14 protein-coding genes are annotated in these 17,385 nt (G+C 71.3%); 9 read left to right on the top strand and 5 right to left on the bottom strand.

Annotated features, from left to right (window positions below; genetic code table 11):
• Window positions 1-45: 45 nt before the first annotated feature.
• From A4A78_RS17655 to A4A78_RS17650, 3 genes are all read right to left on the bottom strand, one after another.
• A complete protein-coding gene (locus tag A4A78_RS17655; RefSeq protein ID WP_156488509.1) occupies window positions 46-1,143 on the bottom strand; it encodes a hypothetical protein in 1,098 nt (365 codons plus the stop codon).
• Between the two features lie 47 nt (window positions 1,144-1,190).
• Window positions 1,191-2,228, bottom strand: a complete 1,038-nt coding sequence (locus A4A78_RS00975; protein ID WP_062946577.1) for a MauE/DoxX family redox-associated membrane protein — start codon at window positions 2,226-2,228, stop codon at window positions 1,191-1,193.
• Between the two features lie 87 nt (window positions 2,229-2,315).
• Entirely contained in the window at window positions 2,316-2,792 is a 477-nt protein-coding gene (locus A4A78_RS17650; protein WP_156488508.1) for a hypothetical protein, read from the bottom strand.
• A gap of 322 nt (window positions 2,793-3,114) precedes the next feature.
• Here A4A78_RS17650 and A4A78_RS00965 point away from each other — a divergent pair, with 322 nt between their 5' ends.
• The 7 genes from A4A78_RS00965 (at window position 3,115) to A4A78_RS00930 (ending at window position 12,299) form a co-directional block, all read left to right on the top strand.
• The gene (locus A4A78_RS00965) at window positions 3,115-4,545 is read left to right on the top strand and encodes an aldehyde dehydrogenase family protein (RefSeq protein WP_062946575.1); all 1,431 of its coding nucleotides are present in this window, start codon (window positions 3,115-3,117) and stop codon (window positions 4,543-4,545) included.
• 348 nt (window positions 4,546-4,893) lie between these two features.
• A complete protein-coding gene (locus A4A78_RS00960) occupies window positions 4,894-5,367 on the top strand; it encodes a hypothetical protein (RefSeq protein WP_062946574.1) in 474 nt (157 codons plus the stop codon).
• Window positions 5,368-5,947: 580 nt separating this feature from the next.
• Window positions 5,948-6,289 carry a hypothetical protein gene (locus A4A78_RS17645; RefSeq protein ID WP_156488507.1) on the top strand — a complete coding sequence of 114 codons (342 nt, stop codon included), beginning with the start codon at window positions 5,948-5,950 and terminating at the stop codon, window positions 6,287-6,289.
• 413 nt (window positions 6,290-6,702) lie between these two features.
• Window positions 6,703-8,016: a M48 family metallopeptidase gene (locus A4A78_RS00945; protein WP_062946571.1), complete on the top strand. Its 1,314-nt coding sequence runs from the start codon at window positions 6,703-6,705 to the stop codon at window positions 8,014-8,016.
• 109 nt (window positions 8,017-8,125) lie between these two features.
• The gene (locus A4A78_RS00940) at window positions 8,126-9,556 is read left to right on the top strand and encodes an MFS transporter (protein WP_062946570.1); all 1,431 of its coding nucleotides are present in this window, start codon (window positions 8,126-8,128) and stop codon (window positions 9,554-9,556) included.
• Window positions 9,557-9,747: 191 nt separating this feature from the next.
• Window positions 9,748-10,911, top strand: a complete 1,164-nt coding sequence (locus A4A78_RS00935) for a hypothetical protein (RefSeq protein ID WP_062946569.1) — start codon at window positions 9,748-9,750, stop codon at window positions 10,909-10,911.
• Window positions 10,912-11,345: 434 nt separating this feature from the next.
• Window positions 11,346-12,299 carry a hypothetical protein gene (locus A4A78_RS00930; RefSeq protein WP_062946568.1) on the top strand — a complete coding sequence of 318 codons (954 nt, stop codon included), beginning with the start codon at window positions 11,346-11,348 and terminating at the stop codon, window positions 12,297-12,299.
• A 67-nt stretch (window positions 12,300-12,366) separates the two neighbouring features.
• Here the strand turns inward: A4A78_RS00930 and A4A78_RS00925 are convergent, their stop codons facing one another.
• Together A4A78_RS00925 and A4A78_RS00920 are read right to left on the bottom strand one after the other, a co-directional pair.
• Window positions 12,367-13,065: a hypothetical protein gene (locus A4A78_RS00925; RefSeq protein WP_156488506.1), complete on the bottom strand. Its 699-nt coding sequence runs from the start codon at window positions 13,063-13,065 to the stop codon at window positions 12,367-12,369.
• 277 nt (window positions 13,066-13,342) lie between these two features.
• Entirely contained in the window at window positions 13,343-14,857 is a 1,515-nt protein-coding gene (locus A4A78_RS00920; RefSeq protein WP_062946566.1) for an MDR family MFS transporter, read from the bottom strand.
• Between the two features lie 370 nt (window positions 14,858-15,227).
• Here A4A78_RS00920 and A4A78_RS18285 point away from each other — a divergent pair, with 370 nt between their 5' ends.
• Together A4A78_RS18285 and A4A78_RS00910 are read left to right on the top strand one after the other, a co-directional pair.
• Window positions 15,228-15,965 (top strand): transglycosylase family protein, encoded by a 738-nt coding sequence (locus A4A78_RS18285; protein WP_062946565.1) that lies wholly within the window; start codon window positions 15,228-15,230, stop codon window positions 15,963-15,965.
• Window positions 15,966-16,282: 317 nt separating this feature from the next.
• Window positions 16,283-17,380, top strand: coding sequence for a GNAT family N-acetyltransferase (locus tag A4A78_RS00910; protein WP_062946564.1), 1,098 nt, complete (start codon window positions 16,283-16,285; stop codon window positions 17,378-17,380).
• The last annotated feature ends 5 nt before the right edge of the window (window positions 17,381-17,385 follow it).

Genomic DNA, 17,385 nt, shown 5'->3' with positions numbered 1-17,385 from the left:
AGGTGAGGCGCGCGGGCCCCGGCTTCTCGATATCTCGACCCAGTGTCAACGGGTTCCAGAGCCTGCACGTCGCGCCGTCCTGTCGGATACAGCGTCCCTGAGACGCCGCGGAGCGAGCACGTCCTGCACCTCGCGAATCAGCCCCTCGAGCGGGCCGCGTATCCAGCGCCGGGCTCGTGGGGCGCGGCGTGCGAGCGCGATGAACACTGTCTGCCACACCATCGCGAAGCCCACGCCGAGCACGACGAGCAGAGCGAGCATCCACCAGCGGTCGTCACGGACCAGCGGATGGTTGACCTGGTAGACGTGGAGCACGAGGATCTGCAGGGCGTACAGCGTGAGCGCTGCCTGCCCTGGCGCGGCGAGCAGCTGCGCGACGCGTGCCGGCAGCGCGCGGCCGAGGGGGCTCCTCTCCAGGGCCCACATCATCAGCAAGACTCCGAGTGCCCCGCTCGCCACGCCGATCTGCTCTGAGGGGGTGCCGTCGTACGCGTGTACTTCGTATAGGCCCAGCAGGTTCGGGGCGACCAGTAGGGCCAGCATGACCGCGAACGCGCCGATGCTCGCGACGGTTCCCTGCCACCACGGTGCCTCGGCTGCCTTCTGCAGGGCCCGGACCGCAAGCATCCCGAGCACCGCGCACAGCAGCAACCCGGTCAGGCGGTAGGCGCCGGCGCCTCCGACCAGACCGAGCACTGTGGTGAGCGCGTGGTGAGCCGGGGGAGACCAGTCGAGGTCGAGCCCTGAAGGCAGCATGCGATAGATCCCTGGTACCGCGACGGCGAGCACGAGCGAGAATCCCCCAGCGACCATCAGTGCCCGTGTGCGCAGCCGCACCAGCGGCAGGCACAGCAGCATCAGCATTCCGAGATGCACGAGTACGATCAGAACGCTCGCCGCGGACTGTGCAAGCAGCAGTCCGAGCCCTATGACCAGCGCCGCTCGCACTGCCTCCCGCAGCACGTACCGCCACCCGTGTTGCCCTGAGGCGGACCAGCTCAGCTGCGCGCCCACTCCGATCAGCAGTGCGAACAGGGGAGCGGTGAGGAACTCGCTGACCAGCAGGATCCGAGCGGGGCCGTCGCCGGGTGCGACATGGGCAACCACCATCAGGACATAGGCGGCGCCGCGCGCCCAGTCCACGAAGAGCAGGCGAGAACCGCCGGACCGCTTGGCGGGAGTCCCGCCACTCACTCGGTCGAGTCCTGCTCGCCGCCGACGCCCGCCTCCGCCAGCTGCTCCCGGATCTCCTGCACGAACTCGATCACCGCGCTGCCGCCGTTGACGGGGCCGCCGGCGAGCTGACCGTCGGCCCCCAACAGCACTGCGCTCGGCGCGCTCGTGCCGCCGAGGGCGGTGCGGGCGGTGAACTGCAGGTCGTGGAGGGCGTGGCCCTCGACGCGGTCCGTCGTCCGTTCGCGCAGCTGGTCCAGCGGGCGGGAGAACACGAACCGCACCTGCAGCGTCTGCTCCAGCTCGCCGACCCACTCCTCGGCATGGTCCAGCACCCGCTCGCACGGCCCGCAGCCCTCGGTGACGAACACCAGCAGTGCCGCGCGCTGTGCGGTGAGCTGAGTGAGGGTGATCAGGCGGCCGTCGGGCTGCTGCAGCACCGCCGCCGGGATCGGGGAGCGCTCGTAGTCCAACAGCTCGTCCTCGTCCGCATCGGCCGCGGCAGTGGCGGGAGCGGTCGAGGCGTCGGCATCGGGCTCGGCGACGCTTCCGCCGATCGTCGCGGCGGTCAGCGCGATCGTGACCAGCAGCGCCATCCCGAGGCCGATCAGTCCCAGCGGCGCCTGCACCAGGAGGGTGGTCATCGCACCGCTCGCGGCGGCGACCACGGCCAGAACGCCCAGGACGCTGAGGATCACGTTCCGCACCAGCGTGGTGCGGGAGACCGTGGGGGAGGCGAGGGTGCCGAAGCAGGAGCAGTGCACCTGCTCCTCGAAGGTCAGCGCCCGCGCGATGATCACCAGATAGGTGAACATCAGAGCTGTCACCAGGCCTGTCAGCAGCACCTGCAGGGGAGGCACCGGGATCCACAGCGCGAGCGCCAGGAAGATCTCCATCGCCGGCAGCACCGAGGCGACCGAGGCGTGCATCGTCGGCAGCGGGAGGCGCAGCGAGCGCATCGCGTCCTGGGTCCCCTCGCGCGCGCCGAGCTTCGCGAGCCCGGAGATCAGCAGGGTGATCGACAGCAGGATCGGTGCCGACAGCAGCACAGCCATTCGGGGAGCCTCCTCGCATCGCCCCGGCCTTCGGGACGGCGTCACCGTCCATTGTCCGGTATCGGGGGCCCGTGGGGTCGGGACGGGTCAGGAGCGGGCAGAAGGGGTGAAGGTGACCGGAGAGACCCAGATCGTCGGGTAGGCCCCGAGGTGTGCCTGGACACCTTGGCGATACCCGATCCGAATCGACCTGACCGGGCCCTTCCAGGTCAAGGAGACTGCATAGTCGGGCCCGCTGAAGTCGCCGAGTACGTCGTCAGCGGCTCTGAAGGGGGCGCCGGGCGTGCCTGATCCGATCACTTTCCTGCCGGCGGAGAATGCAGAGAAGGCTGTGGCCCCTGAAGGTATGTACACCTCGTCCTGATGGTCGGGGCTGCGACCTCGATCGAGGTCTTCGATGGTCAGTGAGACGTTTGTGACTGGGTTGGCGAAGTCCAGGGCTACGATCTGTTCCGCAGTGCCTGTCGTGACCCTGTTGCTGGCCATCTCAAGGCGCCCGTCGCTGGTCGGCGTCCAGTTGTTGTTGGCATGGGCGAGAGCGGACCTCGTCAGACTGGCCCTCACGGCGACTCCGCCGACCGACTGAGTCGCTGGGGTCGCCAGTCTGCTGGAGAGGGATGCGCGGGGAAACCCGGACCAGAGCATCGTGACCGGCGTCGGACTCGCCGCGATGGCAGGCGCTGCCGAGCTCACGGCCATCACAGGCAAGGACCACATCGCGCCTTTCGCGAGCAATCGACGAGTGAATGCGGGGCTTGACACGTGACCTCCGGGCTCTGACCTTGATAAATAGGCGATTGCGTTGAATCTACCCCGTTGCTACCAGCTGGTCACCGATAGCCGAGCAAGGTGTTGAAGGTCATGGCCGCGGCCCTATCCTGGAGCCATGTCGACTGACGCTCAGCAGGCCTCCACCGTCCTCGACGCCGTCCGGCGAGGCGAGATCCTCGCCGACGTCGCCGCGCTGCGGGACTCCTTCGACGCCGGCACCACCCGGCCGCTCGCAGCGCGGATCGCCCAGCTCGACGCCCTCGCCCGCGGCCTCCGCGCCGAACGCCCCCGGCTGCTGAAGGCCCTCGAGCTGGACCTCGGCAAGTCCCGCACCGAATCCCTGATCACCGAGCTGGGCGTCGTCACCCAGGAGATCGCGCACCTGCGGAAGAACCTCCGCGCCTGGATGCGACCGGAGCGCTTCGGGCCCGGGCTGCTGCTCGCTCCCTCCAGCGGGCAGATCCGCCGTGAGCCTCTCGGGACCACGCTGATCATCTCCCCGTGGAACTACCCCGTGAACCTTGCGCTCGCTCCGCTGATCGGCGCGATCGCCGGCGGCAACACCACGATCCTCAAGCCCAGCGAGGTCGCCCCCGCCACCTCCGCCGCGCTCGCGCACCTCGTGCGCAACCACCTCGACCCTGCCTGGGTGAGAGTCGTCGAAGGCGCGGTCGATGAGACCACGCTCCTGCTCGAGCAGCGCTTCGACCTGATCTTCTACACCGGCAACGGAACTGTCGGCCGGATCGTCGCCCGCGCCGCCGCGGAGCACCTCACCCCCACCGTGCTCGAGCTCGGCGGGAAGTCCCCGGTCTTCGTCGATGCGGGCACCGACCTCGCCACCACCGCCCGCCGCATCGTGTGGGGGAAGTTCACCAATGCCGGGCAGACCTGCGTCGCCCCGGACTACCTCATGGCCGAACGCTCTACCCTCGACGCCCTCGTGCCCCATCTGAAGGACGCCGTCACCGCGATGTACGGGCGCACTCCCCAGCGCAGCCGCGACTACGGCCGCATGGTGAACCAGAAGCACTTCGACCGCGTGCTCGCCCTGATCGACGACGACAAGGCCGTGCTCGGCGGCACCTCCGCAGCCGATCGCGCCAACCGCTACCTCCCGCCGACGATCCTCGACGGCGTGGACTGGGACGATCCGGTGATGGGGGAGGAGATCTTCGGCCCCGTCCTCCCGCTGCTCGCCGTGGACGGGCCCGACGAGGCGATCGCCCGCATCAACCAGAGTGAGAAGCCGCTGACCGCCTACGTGTTCAGCCCCAGCCCCGAGATCGAGGAGCGGTTCATCGCCGAGACCTCCTCGGGATCCCTCGCGCTCGGCCACACCCTCGCCCACCTCGGCTCCCAGACCATGCCCTTCGGTGGCGTGGGGGAGTCCGGCATGGGCAAGTACCACGGCCGCGCGAGCCTGGAGGTGTTCACCCACGCCAAGCCCGTGGTGAAGAAGCCGCTGCGCCCCGACACGCTGCGACTGGTCACCCCGCCGTATCGCGGGGCGAAGCGGGCGCTGCTGGGGCGACTGTTTCGCTGACTGCCTGGGAAAACGCCCAAAACGACTGAACCCGGGCGTAGTGCGTCGTGCGGCGTGCCACATCGGTCGAACATAGCCGCGAGACCGTTGCGCCGGCGCGAGGTTGAACCGTAGCGTGGCTACCGTTCAGATTGTCCTAGGGTCCGACCGGGCATGGGACGTGCCCGCAAGCCGCGCCCTCGGGGTGCCGCCACCATCAGGAAGGCGCCAATGACCGGCCCCGATCCCATCCCCACCCGTCGGCACGTCCTGAGGGGTGCGGCCTGGGCTGCTCCTGCGGCCGCAGTGTCTGTTGCAGCGCCCGCAGTCGCTGCCTCGTCAGTGCCTCTCTTGGGAGGCATCCTCACCGTGTCGTCGAGCACGGGTGCTATCGGCACCCCGGGCCGTACGCAGACCATCACCATCAACGGCAGTGCCGTTTACCCGACGGCGGGCATCTGGATGGAGAACGTCCCGACCACCCCGAATCCCACCGCGGCGCGCTACACGCTCTACCTCCCCTCTGCGTCGTATTCGAGTCTCACATGGACTCGGATCGGCAACGACCAGACGTGGACGGTCCCCACGGCGGACAGCGGTGTGACCGCCATCAGCGGATACACCGCGTACACCACCACCTATTCGTCCCCGACCACGGCATCGCGGTGGGACCGTGACACCAGCCTGCGGCGCATCTACGCCACGGGTCGACCGCACTTCCAGGCCGTTCGATCGATCGCGTCCAACGTCACGGTGCCCGCCCCGACGGTCTACAGCCTCCGTCGCGTCACGTACAACTCCCTCCCGTACACCCTGCAGCGTGGCCCGTCCACGCTGGCGTAGATGCCCTGAGGCATGTGAACACGGACGCCTCGGGGCTCGCGTCTCCGGGCCCGCCCGGCGCCGTTCTCCGGAAAGCGTTGAACGTCCGAGGATCCGGAACGTAGGTTGGCGGATGTCCAGATCGCCCTGAGGCTCGCCCCACAGCGGACGACATCCCCACGGCGCCTCAGAGCATCGCCGCCCGGTGGAAGGCATCCATGACGACCCCCGGTTCGCCCCCAGAGCGAACCGTCACGGCGACCGTCCCTCGAGCACGAGCGCGAGCTCCGAGGAGACCCTGTGGACCGTGCCCGATGGCGTCACCCAGATCCACGTCGAGGTGGTCGGTGCCGGCGGCGGAGGCAGCGGATCGTCCGGGGGCGGGTCCGGCGCCCTGATCACCGGTCAGCTCGCCGTGACGCCGGGACAGAGCGTGCGCATGCTCGTCGGGGCCGGCGGATCGCGCCAGCCGAGCAGCGATGAGCGGGTCGCCGGAGGACAGGGGCACGGCGACGGCGGGAGCAGCCCCGCCTTCACAGGGAGCATCCTCGAGCTCGCGCGAGGACGCGGCGGAACCGGCGGCGGAGGATCCTCCCTCAGCGTGGACGGCACCGTGCTGGTCGTCACCGACGGGGGTGGAGGCGGCGGCGGACGCCGCGTCAGCGCCGAGTTCGCCGCGGTCGGGGCGCGCGGCGGGGATGCGGCGGCCGCCGGCGGGAACAACACGGCCAAGGTCATCCAGACGGGCACCGAGGTCCTGGCGCGCGGCGGACAGCCCGGTTCGAACAGCGGTCCGGGCCTCGGCGGGGCGCAAGGCAGCGTCGCCCTCGCGGACGGCACGGATTCCGAGACGACGCAGATCAGGCGGAGTCCAACGCCCACATCTCCGGCGCCGGCGGCGGTGGTGTCAGAGGCGGGGGCGGCGGCGGATGCTCCTCGCTGACTGCGTTCCGCGAGGGCGATGAGCGATGGGCTTCCGTCGGCGGGGGCGGCGGAGGCGGTGGCAGCTACATCAGCACCGCGGTCGCAGGGAGCACGACCGGGCTCGCCTGGAACGGCTCTGCTGTCGAGCGCCAGCGCAACGCCGGCTCGATCACGATCATGTACTGAGCACGCGGGCTCGGCTCGATGTCGCCCGTCCCTCCACGGGGATCGGGCGGACAGCCGGCCCCCGTCGGCCGTGCGGACGACCCCACCGCGACGAACGTCGACAGCACCTCCTCCCAGCGTCCATGATCGAGCCTGACCAGCGTGATCGGTGATGCGCGGCGGGGCTCGCGGGTCTACCGTCGGACCATGGCCCGCACGGGTCTGCTGTTCCGACCCCTATGAGCCGATGCGCTCGAGGAGCTCCTCATGACCTTCCCGCCCACCGCGTCGCCGGCGGCCCCCGCGCCGCCGCAGAAGCCGTCCCTGTTCAACGGCGCCACCACTCACGGCGTCCGCGGCCAGCGCCGGATCCGCCACCCCTGGGAGCTGCCGCTGCTGTGGGTGGGCGTGGCCGCGACCGTGCTCGGCTATCTCTCCTGGGGAGGGGCGCTCGGCGGCACGATCTGGCTGTATGCCGAGCAGGGCGAGGATGCGGTCTCCAAGGCGTGGGAGTACGCCTCGATGCTCCCGCTGGTGATCCAGCTGGTGTTCCTGCTGCCGCTGCTGCCCCTGATCATCTGGTGGGTGCGCGCGATCATGTACGCCCAGATGCGGGCCACCTCCGTGCGGATGAGCCCCACCCAGTTCCCCGAGGGCTACCGGATGGTGGCCGAGGCCGCCGCCCAGTTCGGGATGCGCAACGTCCCGGACGCCTACGTGACCATGGGCAACGGCGTGATCAACGCCTTCGCTTCCGGCCACGGATTCCGGCGCTTCGTGGTGGTGCACTCGGACCTGTTCGAGGTCGGCGGCCAGGGCCGTGACCGCGACGCGCTGAAGTTCGTGATCGGCCACGAGGTGGGCCACCTCGCCGCCGGCCACGTCTCCTACTTCCGTCTGCTGTTCACCAACCTGCTCTCCCTGATCCCGATCCTGGGCCCGGCCCTGTCCCGCTCCCAGGAATACACCGCCGACAACTTCGGCTTTAGCTTCGCGCCCGAGGGCTCCGCCGGCGTGATGGGGCTCCTCTCCGGCGGGAAGTACCTCAACACCGAGGTCAACGTCCACGAGCTCGCCGACCGCGCCGCAACTGACCCGAGCTTCTTCGTGCACTGGGTGAACTGGGGCTCCTCCCACCCGATCACCACCTGGCGCGCCCACGCCCTGCGCGACCGCTCCAAGCCTGGCGCGCTGTGGATCCGCCCCAAGGGGCACCTCTTCGACTCGCCGCTGCCGGCCGGGCACCGCTGGTCCTCCCAGTACCCGAGCCCCGGCGAGGCGATCGCGCTGCTGGACCAGGCCGGCCGGATCCGTCCCGACGGCTACGGCGAGCAGTTCGGCCGCTTCACGGGCGTGCCGACACCCCACCGCCCGACCGCGCGAGCCGTGCAGACCGCCGCGCCACTGCTCAGCGGACGCTCCGGCTACGTCATCCCGCCCGGCCCCTACAGCGACGACGCCCGCGGTCCGCGTGCAGGAGCGCAGGCGAACTCCTTCCCGCCGCCAGCTCCGAACGCGCAGCAGGGACCGCAGGGCCCCAACAGCTCCGGACCGGGTCAGGGCCCCTCGCAGTCGTCCTGATCTCGAGCGGCCGGGCGTCCTCCCCTCGGCGGGAGGCGCCCGGCCGCTGCGGTGTCCCTCCGGTCACCACACCCTCCACAAAAATGCACTCACTGCATAAGGTGGCCGGGTGATCCCCCACTACAGCGCGCCGACCCCTGCGGTGCGTCGCAAGCCCCTGCTCGCCGTCCTCCTCGCACCCCTGTTCATGGCCCTGATCGCCGTGAGCGTCATCAACGTCGCCCTCACCGCGATCGGCGAGGGCCTCGAGGCGGACACCGGCTCGCTGCAGTGGGTCATCTCCGGCTACGCCCTCTCCTTCGCGATCCTGCTGGTCCCCGCCGGGCGTGCGGGGGACGCGACCGGGCGTCGGCGCATGTTCGTGATCGGCGTCGGCATCTTCACGCTCGGCTCGCTGATGTCGGGCCTGGCCCCGAACGTCGAGATGCTGAACCTCGCCCGCATCCTGCAGGGCATCGGCTCGGGGCTGCTGAACCCGCAGACCGTCGCCCTGATCCAGCAGCACTTCCGCGGCCAGGACCGGGCGCGGGCCTTCGCGCTGCTGGCCACCACCGTCGCCGTCGCCACCGCCATCGGCCCCGTCATCGGCGGCCTGCTGATCCAGGCGCTCGGCCCGAACTGGGGCTGGCGCTGGATGTTCCTCATGAACGTCCCCATCGGCATCGGCGCGATGATCGGCACCTTCCGATTCATCCCCGACGACCGCGCACGCGGCAAGGCACGCCCCGACCTCGACCCCGTCGGCACCGTGCTGCTGTGCCTGGCGATCCTCGGGATCATGCTGCCCTTCCTCGAGCGGGGCGCCGGCGTCCTGGTGTGGCTGTCCTTCCCCGCGGGGCTGCTGGTGCTGGGGCTGTGGTGGACCTGGGAGCGGCGCTACAAGAGCCGCGGCAGCTCGCCCATGGTCGACACCGCGATCTTCGCCAACAAGGCATTCCGCAACGGCATCCTCATCGTCTCGGTGTACTTCCTCGGCGCGACCAGCGTGTGGATCATCGTGCCGCTGTTCCTGCAAATGCACCTCCACCACACCGCCTTCGAGGCGTCGCTGCTGGGCCTGCCCTCCTCGATCGCCGCCGCGATCAGCTCCCAGATCGCCGGCCGCTACGTGCTCACCCTGGGCAGGCGCATGGTGATCGCCGGATTCGGCGTGGCCTTCCTGGGCCTGTTGGGAACCACGCTGCTGGCCGGCTTCGTGGAGTCCGGCGCGGTCGCGTTCTGGTGGCTCGCCGCGCCGCTGATGCTGATGGGCCTGAGCCAGGGCATGACCATCTCCCCGAACCAGACCCTCACCCTGAACTCCGTGGACCCGCGCTTCGGCGGCGTCGCCGGCGGCATCCTCCAGCTCGGCCAGCGCCTCGGCGCCGCGATCGGCACCGCGATGATCCCCGGCATCATCTTCTCCCTCACCGTCGGCGGCACCGCCTGGCTCGAGGCGTTCACGATCGCGCTGGTGATCATCATGGCGCTCACCCTCGCCGCGATGGGCGTCAGCTTCGCCGACCGCGCCCGCGAGAAGGAGGCGCCCGGGGCGCTGTGAGCCCCGGCGTGGCCGCCCCGTCGGCCGACGGGCCGCGCCCGCCGACCCGGCCCCTGGCCGAATTCGCAACCGGGGCCCAGGTCGTGCTCACGGCCCCTGGCCGTCGCCGGCGGGCGGGCGTAGCCTGAGCCGCACCGCCGACGGCCGACGGACCCATCCGAGTCCGGGGCGCGCCGGGGACCGGAGCCACGGTGCACCGCTCGCAGCAGGCACGAGCAGGGCGCGCTCTCACGACCGGATGGGGAGAGGGCGCCCAGGACCCCGATGCGCCAGGACCCGCCTTCCAGCTGACAGCTACCGGCGGAAACCTTGCGTCGACCGCGGCGCCCGACGGGACGGGACCCGAGGACCTCCCACCCGGCCGACGGGACCCGCACCGCCCCGGCCGCGGCGTCGCCGCCGAGATCGCGCTGCTGCTGGTGCTGGTCCTCGCGCTGCCGCCGCTGCTCCTCGGCGGCACCCCCGCCGAGACCGTGGCTCGACGCTTCCTCCAGGCCCTCGTCGACGGGGACATGGCCACCGTCCAGGAGAACCTCACCCCGCCCGGCGCCGCCCTCGACTTGGCCCTCGCGCCCGCCGTGGTCGAGGCGACGGACGCCCGCATCGAGGGCTTCACCCTGCTGTCCACCCGCTACGAGGACGGCCGCGCCGAGGTCCGCACCCGCCTGCGAGTGGGCGCGCGCTCCCTGACCACCACCCTCCACCTCGAACGACGCCAGGACGGAGCCTGGCCGCGACCCGTCTGGACGCTCGTGCCCCTCACCCTGCCCACCGTGATGGTCGCGATCCCCGTCGGCACCGCCGAGCTCACCGTCAACGGGCAGAGAGTCACCGTCCCGGCGGAGAGCCGTCCCCGCGGCGCCGAAGGGCTCGGCATCATCACCCTCCGCATGCTGCCCGGGCTCTACGAGATCGAGGCGCCGCCCCGCGACGGACGCCTGGACCCGGTGCCCGCCCGGATCAACGTGCCGCCCATGCTGAGCCCCTGGACCTCCGTGCCGCTCCAGGCCGGCTACGCCCTCACCGACACCGGGGAGCAGCAGCTCGCCGGCGCACTGCACGACTCTCTGCTCGAGTGCCTGCGCAGCACTTCTCCGGCTCCGCCCGGCTGCCCGCTCGCGGCGCCCGGCGCCCGCGGCCTCTCGGGGAGCTGGCGGCTGATCTCGCCGCCGGAGATCAGCGTCTCCGCAGGCTGGATGGGAGTCTTCACCCTCTACGCCCGCGGCGGCCTCGCCGAGTTCACCGTCCCCGCCGCCGACGGGCAGACGCCGCGCACCCACCGCGTCCTCCTCGATGCCCGGGCCATGGGCGCCCTGGACCGCGAAGGCGAGTTCGTGACCTCGTGGAACGAGTGACGGGGCAGGGGCCGCGGCTCCCGACAGGCGGCGCCGGGATACCCTCTTCCGAGGCATCGACGCGAACAGGGGGCGCAGTGGGGCGCAGCAGTCGGCGGGGGAGCAGCCGGGATCAGCGTGCGACAGGCCGCGTCATCGTCCGGGGATGGGGCGGGACCGAGGCCGAGGAGGCACCGCACGGCACCTTCCATGGTTCCACGGCAGGCACGCCCTCGCCAGGAGAAGACCTGCCCGCCGGAGCCCGATCAGCCCGTGGCCGGACAACGGGCGACGGCTCGGCCGGGGCCGCACCGATCGGGGGATCGACTGCCAGGGACTCGTCGGCCGAAATCCCGTCGGCCCCTGCGGCAGTCGATGACCGCGTCTCCGCCACCGCGCCGCTCCGCCGCCGGGGCTGGTGGCTGCTCGGCGGGATCGCCGCGCTGCTCGCCCTCGTGCTGGTGCTGCCGCAGGTGCTGGTGGGGGAGCGCTCGCCGGAGACCGAGGCGCGCAGCTTCCTCCAGGCGATCGTCGACGCCGACACCGACGCCGTGCGCGAGCACATGGTCGAGCCCGAGGACGGGGTGCTCGACGTCGCCCTGACCGACCCGGTGACGCTGGCCGCCGAGGAGCGCGTGGACCGCTTCACGATCGAGGAGACGAGCGTCGACGGCGACACCGCTCAGGTCACGGCCACGCTCAGCCTCGGCCGACGCACCCAGGAGACCACCCTCCACCTCACCCGGCACCGCGAGGGGGTGCTGCGCCGCCCCGTATGGGAGCTGGAGCCCGTGGAGCTGCCGGTGATGCGGGTCGCCGTGCCCGTCAGCGCCCCCGCGGTGATGATCAACGGGGTCGAGGTCCCGCTGTCGGACGAGGCCAAGGCCCACCAGGCCTTCGGGCTCGTCGACGTGCACCTGGTGGTGCTGCCCGGCGTGTACCAGCTCAGCGCCCCCGAGGGCGGGGAGGTGGTCACCCCCACCACGGTCCGCTCGACCATCCCGCCCGTGCTCGGGCCGTGGCTGAACTCGCTCATCGAGATCGGCTACGAGCTCACCGACACCGGCGAGGAGCAGCTCAGCACCTATCTGATCGACACGGCGCTCGCCGAATGCGCGCGCAGCACCCAGCCGCGGCCCGAGAACTGCCCCCTCAGCGCCCCGGAGGAGGTCGCCGGCGAGGGCACCTGGCAGATCATCACCCCGCCGCAGATCCACGTCGCCGGCGGGGCGGCGGGCTACTACGACGCCTACGGCTACGGCGGCCTGGCCGAGTTCACCGTCACCGCCGAGGACGGGTCCACCACCGCGCACCGCGTCCCGATCGAGGAGACCGCGATCGGGATGATGAGCAGGGACGGAGACTTCTCCGGCACCTGGTTCGGGAACCAGGAGACCACCTACTACTGAGGTCCTGTGAGGCACGACAGCCGACCGGGTGGGGGTTCTCCCGGTCGGCCGCCGTGCGGCAGGACGGTCAGCAGACGGTCGGCTGCAGGGGGATCTCGTCCTCCTCCGTCGGCTCGCCGGACGGACTCGTGCTTCGCGCCTGGGCAGGCCGCGGTGCGGCACGCCGCGCCGAAGCGTTGTAGGCGCCGTCGGTGCCCTCGCGTCGCTGGAAGGTCTGGGTGTCGCCGTCGATGGTGATCGTCCGCTCCGTCCAGTAGTTCAGGGTGCTGCGATAGTCGCTGTCCTGAGTGAAGTAGTTGGTCCGGACGTGGAAGTCGTCCAGGAAGACGCGGTAGACGCCATCACGCCCCTGCGTCCGCTTCCCCAGCTGGATCTCGCCCCTGTAGGTCCACCGATATCCGGTGTAGACCATCCCGTCGGGCTTTACCTGCGTGCCGATCATCGACGGTCCGGACCAGTTCTGGGAGTGCCCCGGAGAAGAACTCCACGTGATCTGGTCGCTCTTCCGATGGTCTCCGAGAATCCACACGGTGATGCTGGCGTCGGTCGCGGCCTTCGCGTCCTCCGTGTCGTAGAGGTAGAGCCCGAACGGAGCGCCGTCAGGCGTGCTGCGCCCGCCGGTCCCTGTGGAGTCGATCTCAAGCCGATACGTCCACCGCCATCTGGATAGGTCGAACTGCGAGTCCGGCCTCACGAGCACCCACCCGTTGATGCCGGGATCCTTTCGGATGGAGGCGGCGATGGCCGGGGCGGCGGCCGCGACCATGGCGGTGGGGAGTGCCCACGCGGCACCGCGGACGAGCGAGCGGCGAGAGATATGATTGAAAGTCGAACTAGTCATGCGTCGCAAGTTACTGATGAGTCACCTTTTATGTCCGGTTCCGTGCGCATTCGTGGTCTATGTCATGAACTGCGTGTTTCGTCCGTCACGATCCGGAGCTGTGCAGTCGGTCGGGGCGCGCTCGGCGCGAGAGCGCGCAACGAGAAGCGACCGCACCCGGAGGGGTGCGGTCGCTTCTGAGCGGGGCGGGGCGGTCGGGCTCTCAGGCCGGGGCGACCGTCTCCTCGGGCTCCGTCGGCCCTGCGTCGACGGGGCGCTCGCCGGCGTCGGCCGGATTGCGGCGGATGAACAGCGCGATCGCCACGGTGACCAGGCCCAGCGCCGCCGAGATCGTGAACGCCGCCGAGGTGCCCGCGGAGATCCCCGCGAGCTCGGAGGCGCCGCCCGCGGTGGTGCCCGCCGCGACCCGCGCCATCACCGAGACCATCAGCGCGGCGCCGGCCGCGCCCGCGACCTGCTGCACCGTGCCCACGATCGCCGAGCCGTGCGGGTACAGCCGCCGCGGCAGCGAGCCCATCGCCGTGGTCATCAGCGGCGTGAACACGAACGCCAGGCCCAGTGACATCACCACATGGCCCACCACGATCAGCCACGCCTGCTCCGGCACGCGGGACATGATCCCGATGCCCACCACCACGGCGGCGAGGCCCGGCACCAGCAGCGGCCGCGGCCCGACCCGGTCGAACAGCCGCCCGACGAACGGGGCGAGCAGGCCCATCGCCAGACCGCCCGGCAGCATCATCAGCCCCACCGACAGCGTGGACAGCTCCAGCACCCGCTGCAGGAAGATCGGCAGCAGCACCACCACCCCGAACATCGAGCCCATCATCACCACCATCAGCCCAACGGCGACGGCGAAGTTGCGGCTGGCGAAGGTGCGCAGATCCAGCAGCGCCCGCTCGCGGCGCTGCAGCCGCAGCTGGCGCAGCACGAACAGCGCCAGCGCCACCACGCCCACCGCGAGCGCCACCAGTGCCGCCACGGGCGGGCCCGACGGAGCCTCCGCCGCGCCGCCGTGGCCGCCGCCGCTGATCCCGGTCAGCCCGTAGACCAGCGGCCCGAAGCCCACCGCGGAGAGCAGCACCGAGAGCGCATCGGCCGGTTTCGGATCCGCCTCCGAGACGTTCTCGATGCGGCGCAGCCCGATCGCCAGCGCCGCCACCGCGATCGGCAGCACCAGCACGAACAGGAACCGCCACGGAGCGAAGGAGAGGATCAGGCCCGACAGCGTCGGGCCGAGCGCCGGCGCGACCGAGATGACGATCGAGATGTTGCCCATCACCTGGCCGTGGCGCGAGGGCGGCACCAGGTTCATCACCGTGGTCATCAGCAGCGGCATCATGATCGCCGTGCCCGAGGCCTGCACGATCCGCCCCAGCAGCAGCGGCAGGAACGCGGGGGAGACCGCGCAGATCAGCGTGCCGGCCGTGAAGGTCGACATCGCGATCGCGAACACCTGCCGGGTGGAGAAGCGCCCCATGAGGAAGCCGGTGATCGGGATGACCACGGCCATGGTGAGCATGAACCCCGTCGTCAGCCACTGCGCGGTGGTCTCGAGCAGGTCCAGGTCGTCCATGATCGGCGGCAGTGCGACCGACAGGATCGTCTCGTTCAGGATCACCACGAAAGCACTGATCAGGAGCAGGACGATGACACTGCGATCGCGCGGGGAGAGCGCGGCGGAGGAGGGCGCGGCAGGGGCGGGGGAGCGGGTCACCGAGGGAGTGTAGGCACGGGGCCTCCGGGTGGGACAGAGATTTCCGGGTGCGTCACAGCGACGGGCGACGCCCGCGCGCTGTCGCCCGTCCGGAGGCCGACGGGCTCCGGAGCGAGAATGACAGCGCTGTATTTCCTCGATAAACACAGCGGCGTCATTCCCGGTCGGTAACGAGTACGCCCATGAAACGGCAAAGAATTTCACCGCGACGGGGAATCTTCGTGGGATCGCGCTGTCCGATCCGGGGAGCGGGCGGCACCGTGGAGGGGTGCCCGGCGCGGGCGCAGGTCAGCGGGCTCCCCGTCGGCCGCAGTGCCCGCCGCGCGGCCATCCCGTCCGATCCCCTTCCCCATCCCGCGAGGAGTCCCCGATGACCGCGAGCCGACCCAATACCCACCGCGCCCCCGGCCGGGCCGTCGCCTTCCGCGGCGTGCGCGTCGCCCCGAAGGTCGCCGCCGCCACCGGCGGCGCCGTGGTCGTCGCCGGGCTAGGTCTCGTCGGCACCCAGAGCGCCACCGCCGCCGGCACCGTCTGGGACGAGGTCGCCCAGTGCGAGTCCGGCGGCAACTGGTCCATCAACACCGGCAACGGCTACTACGGCGGCCTGCAGTTCTCCAGCTCCACCTGGAAGGCCTTCGGCGGCGGCGAGTACGCCTCGACCGCGAACCAGGCCAGCAAGGCCGAGCAGATCGCCATCGCCCAGCGCACCCTCCACGCCCAGGGCCCCGGCGCCTGGCCCACCTGCGGCAAGAAGGCCGGCCTCACCCGTGCCAACGGCGGCGCCGACGCGAACGCGCAGCCCGGCGGCGGCTCCACCCCCGCCCCCGAGCAGCCCGGCACCGGCGCCGGCCTCGTGGTCGACGGCAAGTTCGGCCCCGCCACCACCCGCGCCCTCGAGGGCTGGGTGGGCGTGACCCAGGACGGCTCCCTCTCCACCGGCGACATCAAGGCGCTGCAGACCAAGATCGGCGCGGTCCCCGACGGCAAGATCGGCGCCGAGACCACCCGCAAGCTCCGCGCCGCCATCGGCCACGGCGACAACGGCGTGTGGGACTTCCGCACCAACTACGCCACCGTCAAGGCGCTCCAGCAGTTCCTCAACGGCTGATCCCGCACCGGCCTCGCGGCCTCCCCGTCCCCGGCGGCCCCCGGGGAGGGGCGGCCGCGCGCGGTGCGCCCGGGCTCGAAGGGGGGTCCGCCCTCCGCCCGTCATTGAGAACCCGGGCGACGCCGCGCTATGGTGTGTCCGAAATGGGCGAAATGCCCGGAGGGTAGTGACTGCGGGGCGCGCGCGAGACGGCGCCTCGGGATGGGGGCCTCGGCCGTGTCTTCCGCCAGCGACACCAGGAACGACGAGGGGATGGCCGTGCTGCCGCGCCCGGGCATCGCCGCCCGCGCAGCCGCCCGCCGCGAGGGGGAGGCGCGATGAACGGCGAGGGGAAGGTCCTCGACCCGGCCGACCGGGACGACCTGGCGACCTGGCGCCGGCTGTGGGAGGAGAGCACGCACCAGCTCCCCTTCGCGCACCCCGGCGTCGCCGGCCCCCTGGGAGAGGGGGCGGGGCGGCTGCTGGCGGTGACGATGCAGTGGCAGGACTCCTCGGTCCTCTACCCGCTGATCCTGCGCGATGCGCCGGGCGGCCTCCGTGACGTCATCTCCCCCTACGGATACGGCGGCCCGCTCGTCAGCGGCGACGCTCCGGTCGACGAGCTCGCCGCGCAGTTCTGGGCCTTCTTCGAGGAGTGGGCGCGCGAGCAGCGGGTGGTCAGCGAGTTCGCACGGCTGTCCCTCTTCGACGACGTCCTGCCGCACCCCGGGCGCCTCCGGGAGCGGAACCCGAACCTGGTTCGCGAGGTCGAGCCCGACCGCGAGGCGCTGTGGGCCGCGAGCTCCTCGAAGGTCCGCCAGAACGCCCGCCGGGCGCTCCGGGCCGATCTCACGGTGCGCTTCGTGGAGGATGCCTCGATGATCGAGGACTTCCACTCCGTCTACACCGGGACGATGGAGCGCCTGGACAGCGCCTCCTGGTATCGCTTCGACGTTCCCTTCTTCTCCGCGCTCCACGACGGGGTGCCGGATCGGCTGCTCTACGTCGCCGCCGAGCGTGATGGACGCCCGATCTCCATCGACCTCATGCTGCTGGGCAGGGACACCGCCTACTACTTCCTCGGAGGCACCGAGATGGAGGCCTCCCGGGACCGCCCCAACGACCTGGTCAAGATGAGCGTCATGGAATGGCTCGCCGACCACGGCTACCGCTGGTACGTCCTCGGCGGCGGGCTGACCTCCGGCGACGGGCTCGAGCGGTACAAGCGCGGCTTCGCCCCGAAGGGCGAGCGGATGTTCCGCACCGCGGAGCGGGTCCTGGATACCCACCTCTACGAGAGGCTCGTCGCCGAGCGCCGCGGTGAGGCGGCCGACGCCCGGCGCGCCTTCGACGAGGAGTCCGCGTTCTTCCCCCTCTATCGGGCACCGCTGGGCGAGCCGCTCGACCTCCTCGAGGCCGCCGGCGCGACCTCCTGATCCCT

The organism is Brachybacterium sp. sponge (genome assembly GCF_001613775.1).
Taxonomy (GTDB): Bacteria; Actinomycetota; Actinomycetes; order Actinomycetales; family Dermabacteraceae; genus Brachybacterium; species Brachybacterium conglomeratum.
This window is presented reverse-complemented; position numbering and strand designations above follow the sequence as displayed.

Coding starts and splice junctions, on each gene's coding strand:
- A4A78_RS00975 (WP_062946577.1), bottom strand. CDS start 2,228: ATGGCTGTGCTGCTGTCGGCACCGATCCTGCTGTCGATCACCCTGCTG.
- A4A78_RS00965 (WP_062946575.1), top strand. CDS start 3,115: ATGTCGACTGACGCTCAGCAGGCCTCCACCGTCCTCGACGCCGTCCGG.
- A4A78_RS00945 (WP_062946571.1), top strand. CDS start 6,703: ATGACCTTCCCGCCCACCGCGTCGCCGGCGGCCCCCGCGCCGCCGCAG.
- A4A78_RS00925 (WP_156488506.1), bottom strand. CDS start 13,065: ATGGTCGCGGCCGCCGCCCCGGCCATCGCCGCCTCCATCCGAAAGGAT.
- A4A78_RS18285 (WP_062946565.1), top strand. CDS start 15,228: ATGACCGCGAGCCGACCCAATACCCACCGCGCCCCCGGCCGGGCCGTC.
- A4A78_RS00910 (WP_062946564.1), top strand. CDS start 16,283: ATGAACGGCGAGGGGAAGGTCCTCGACCCGGCCGACCGGGACGACCTG.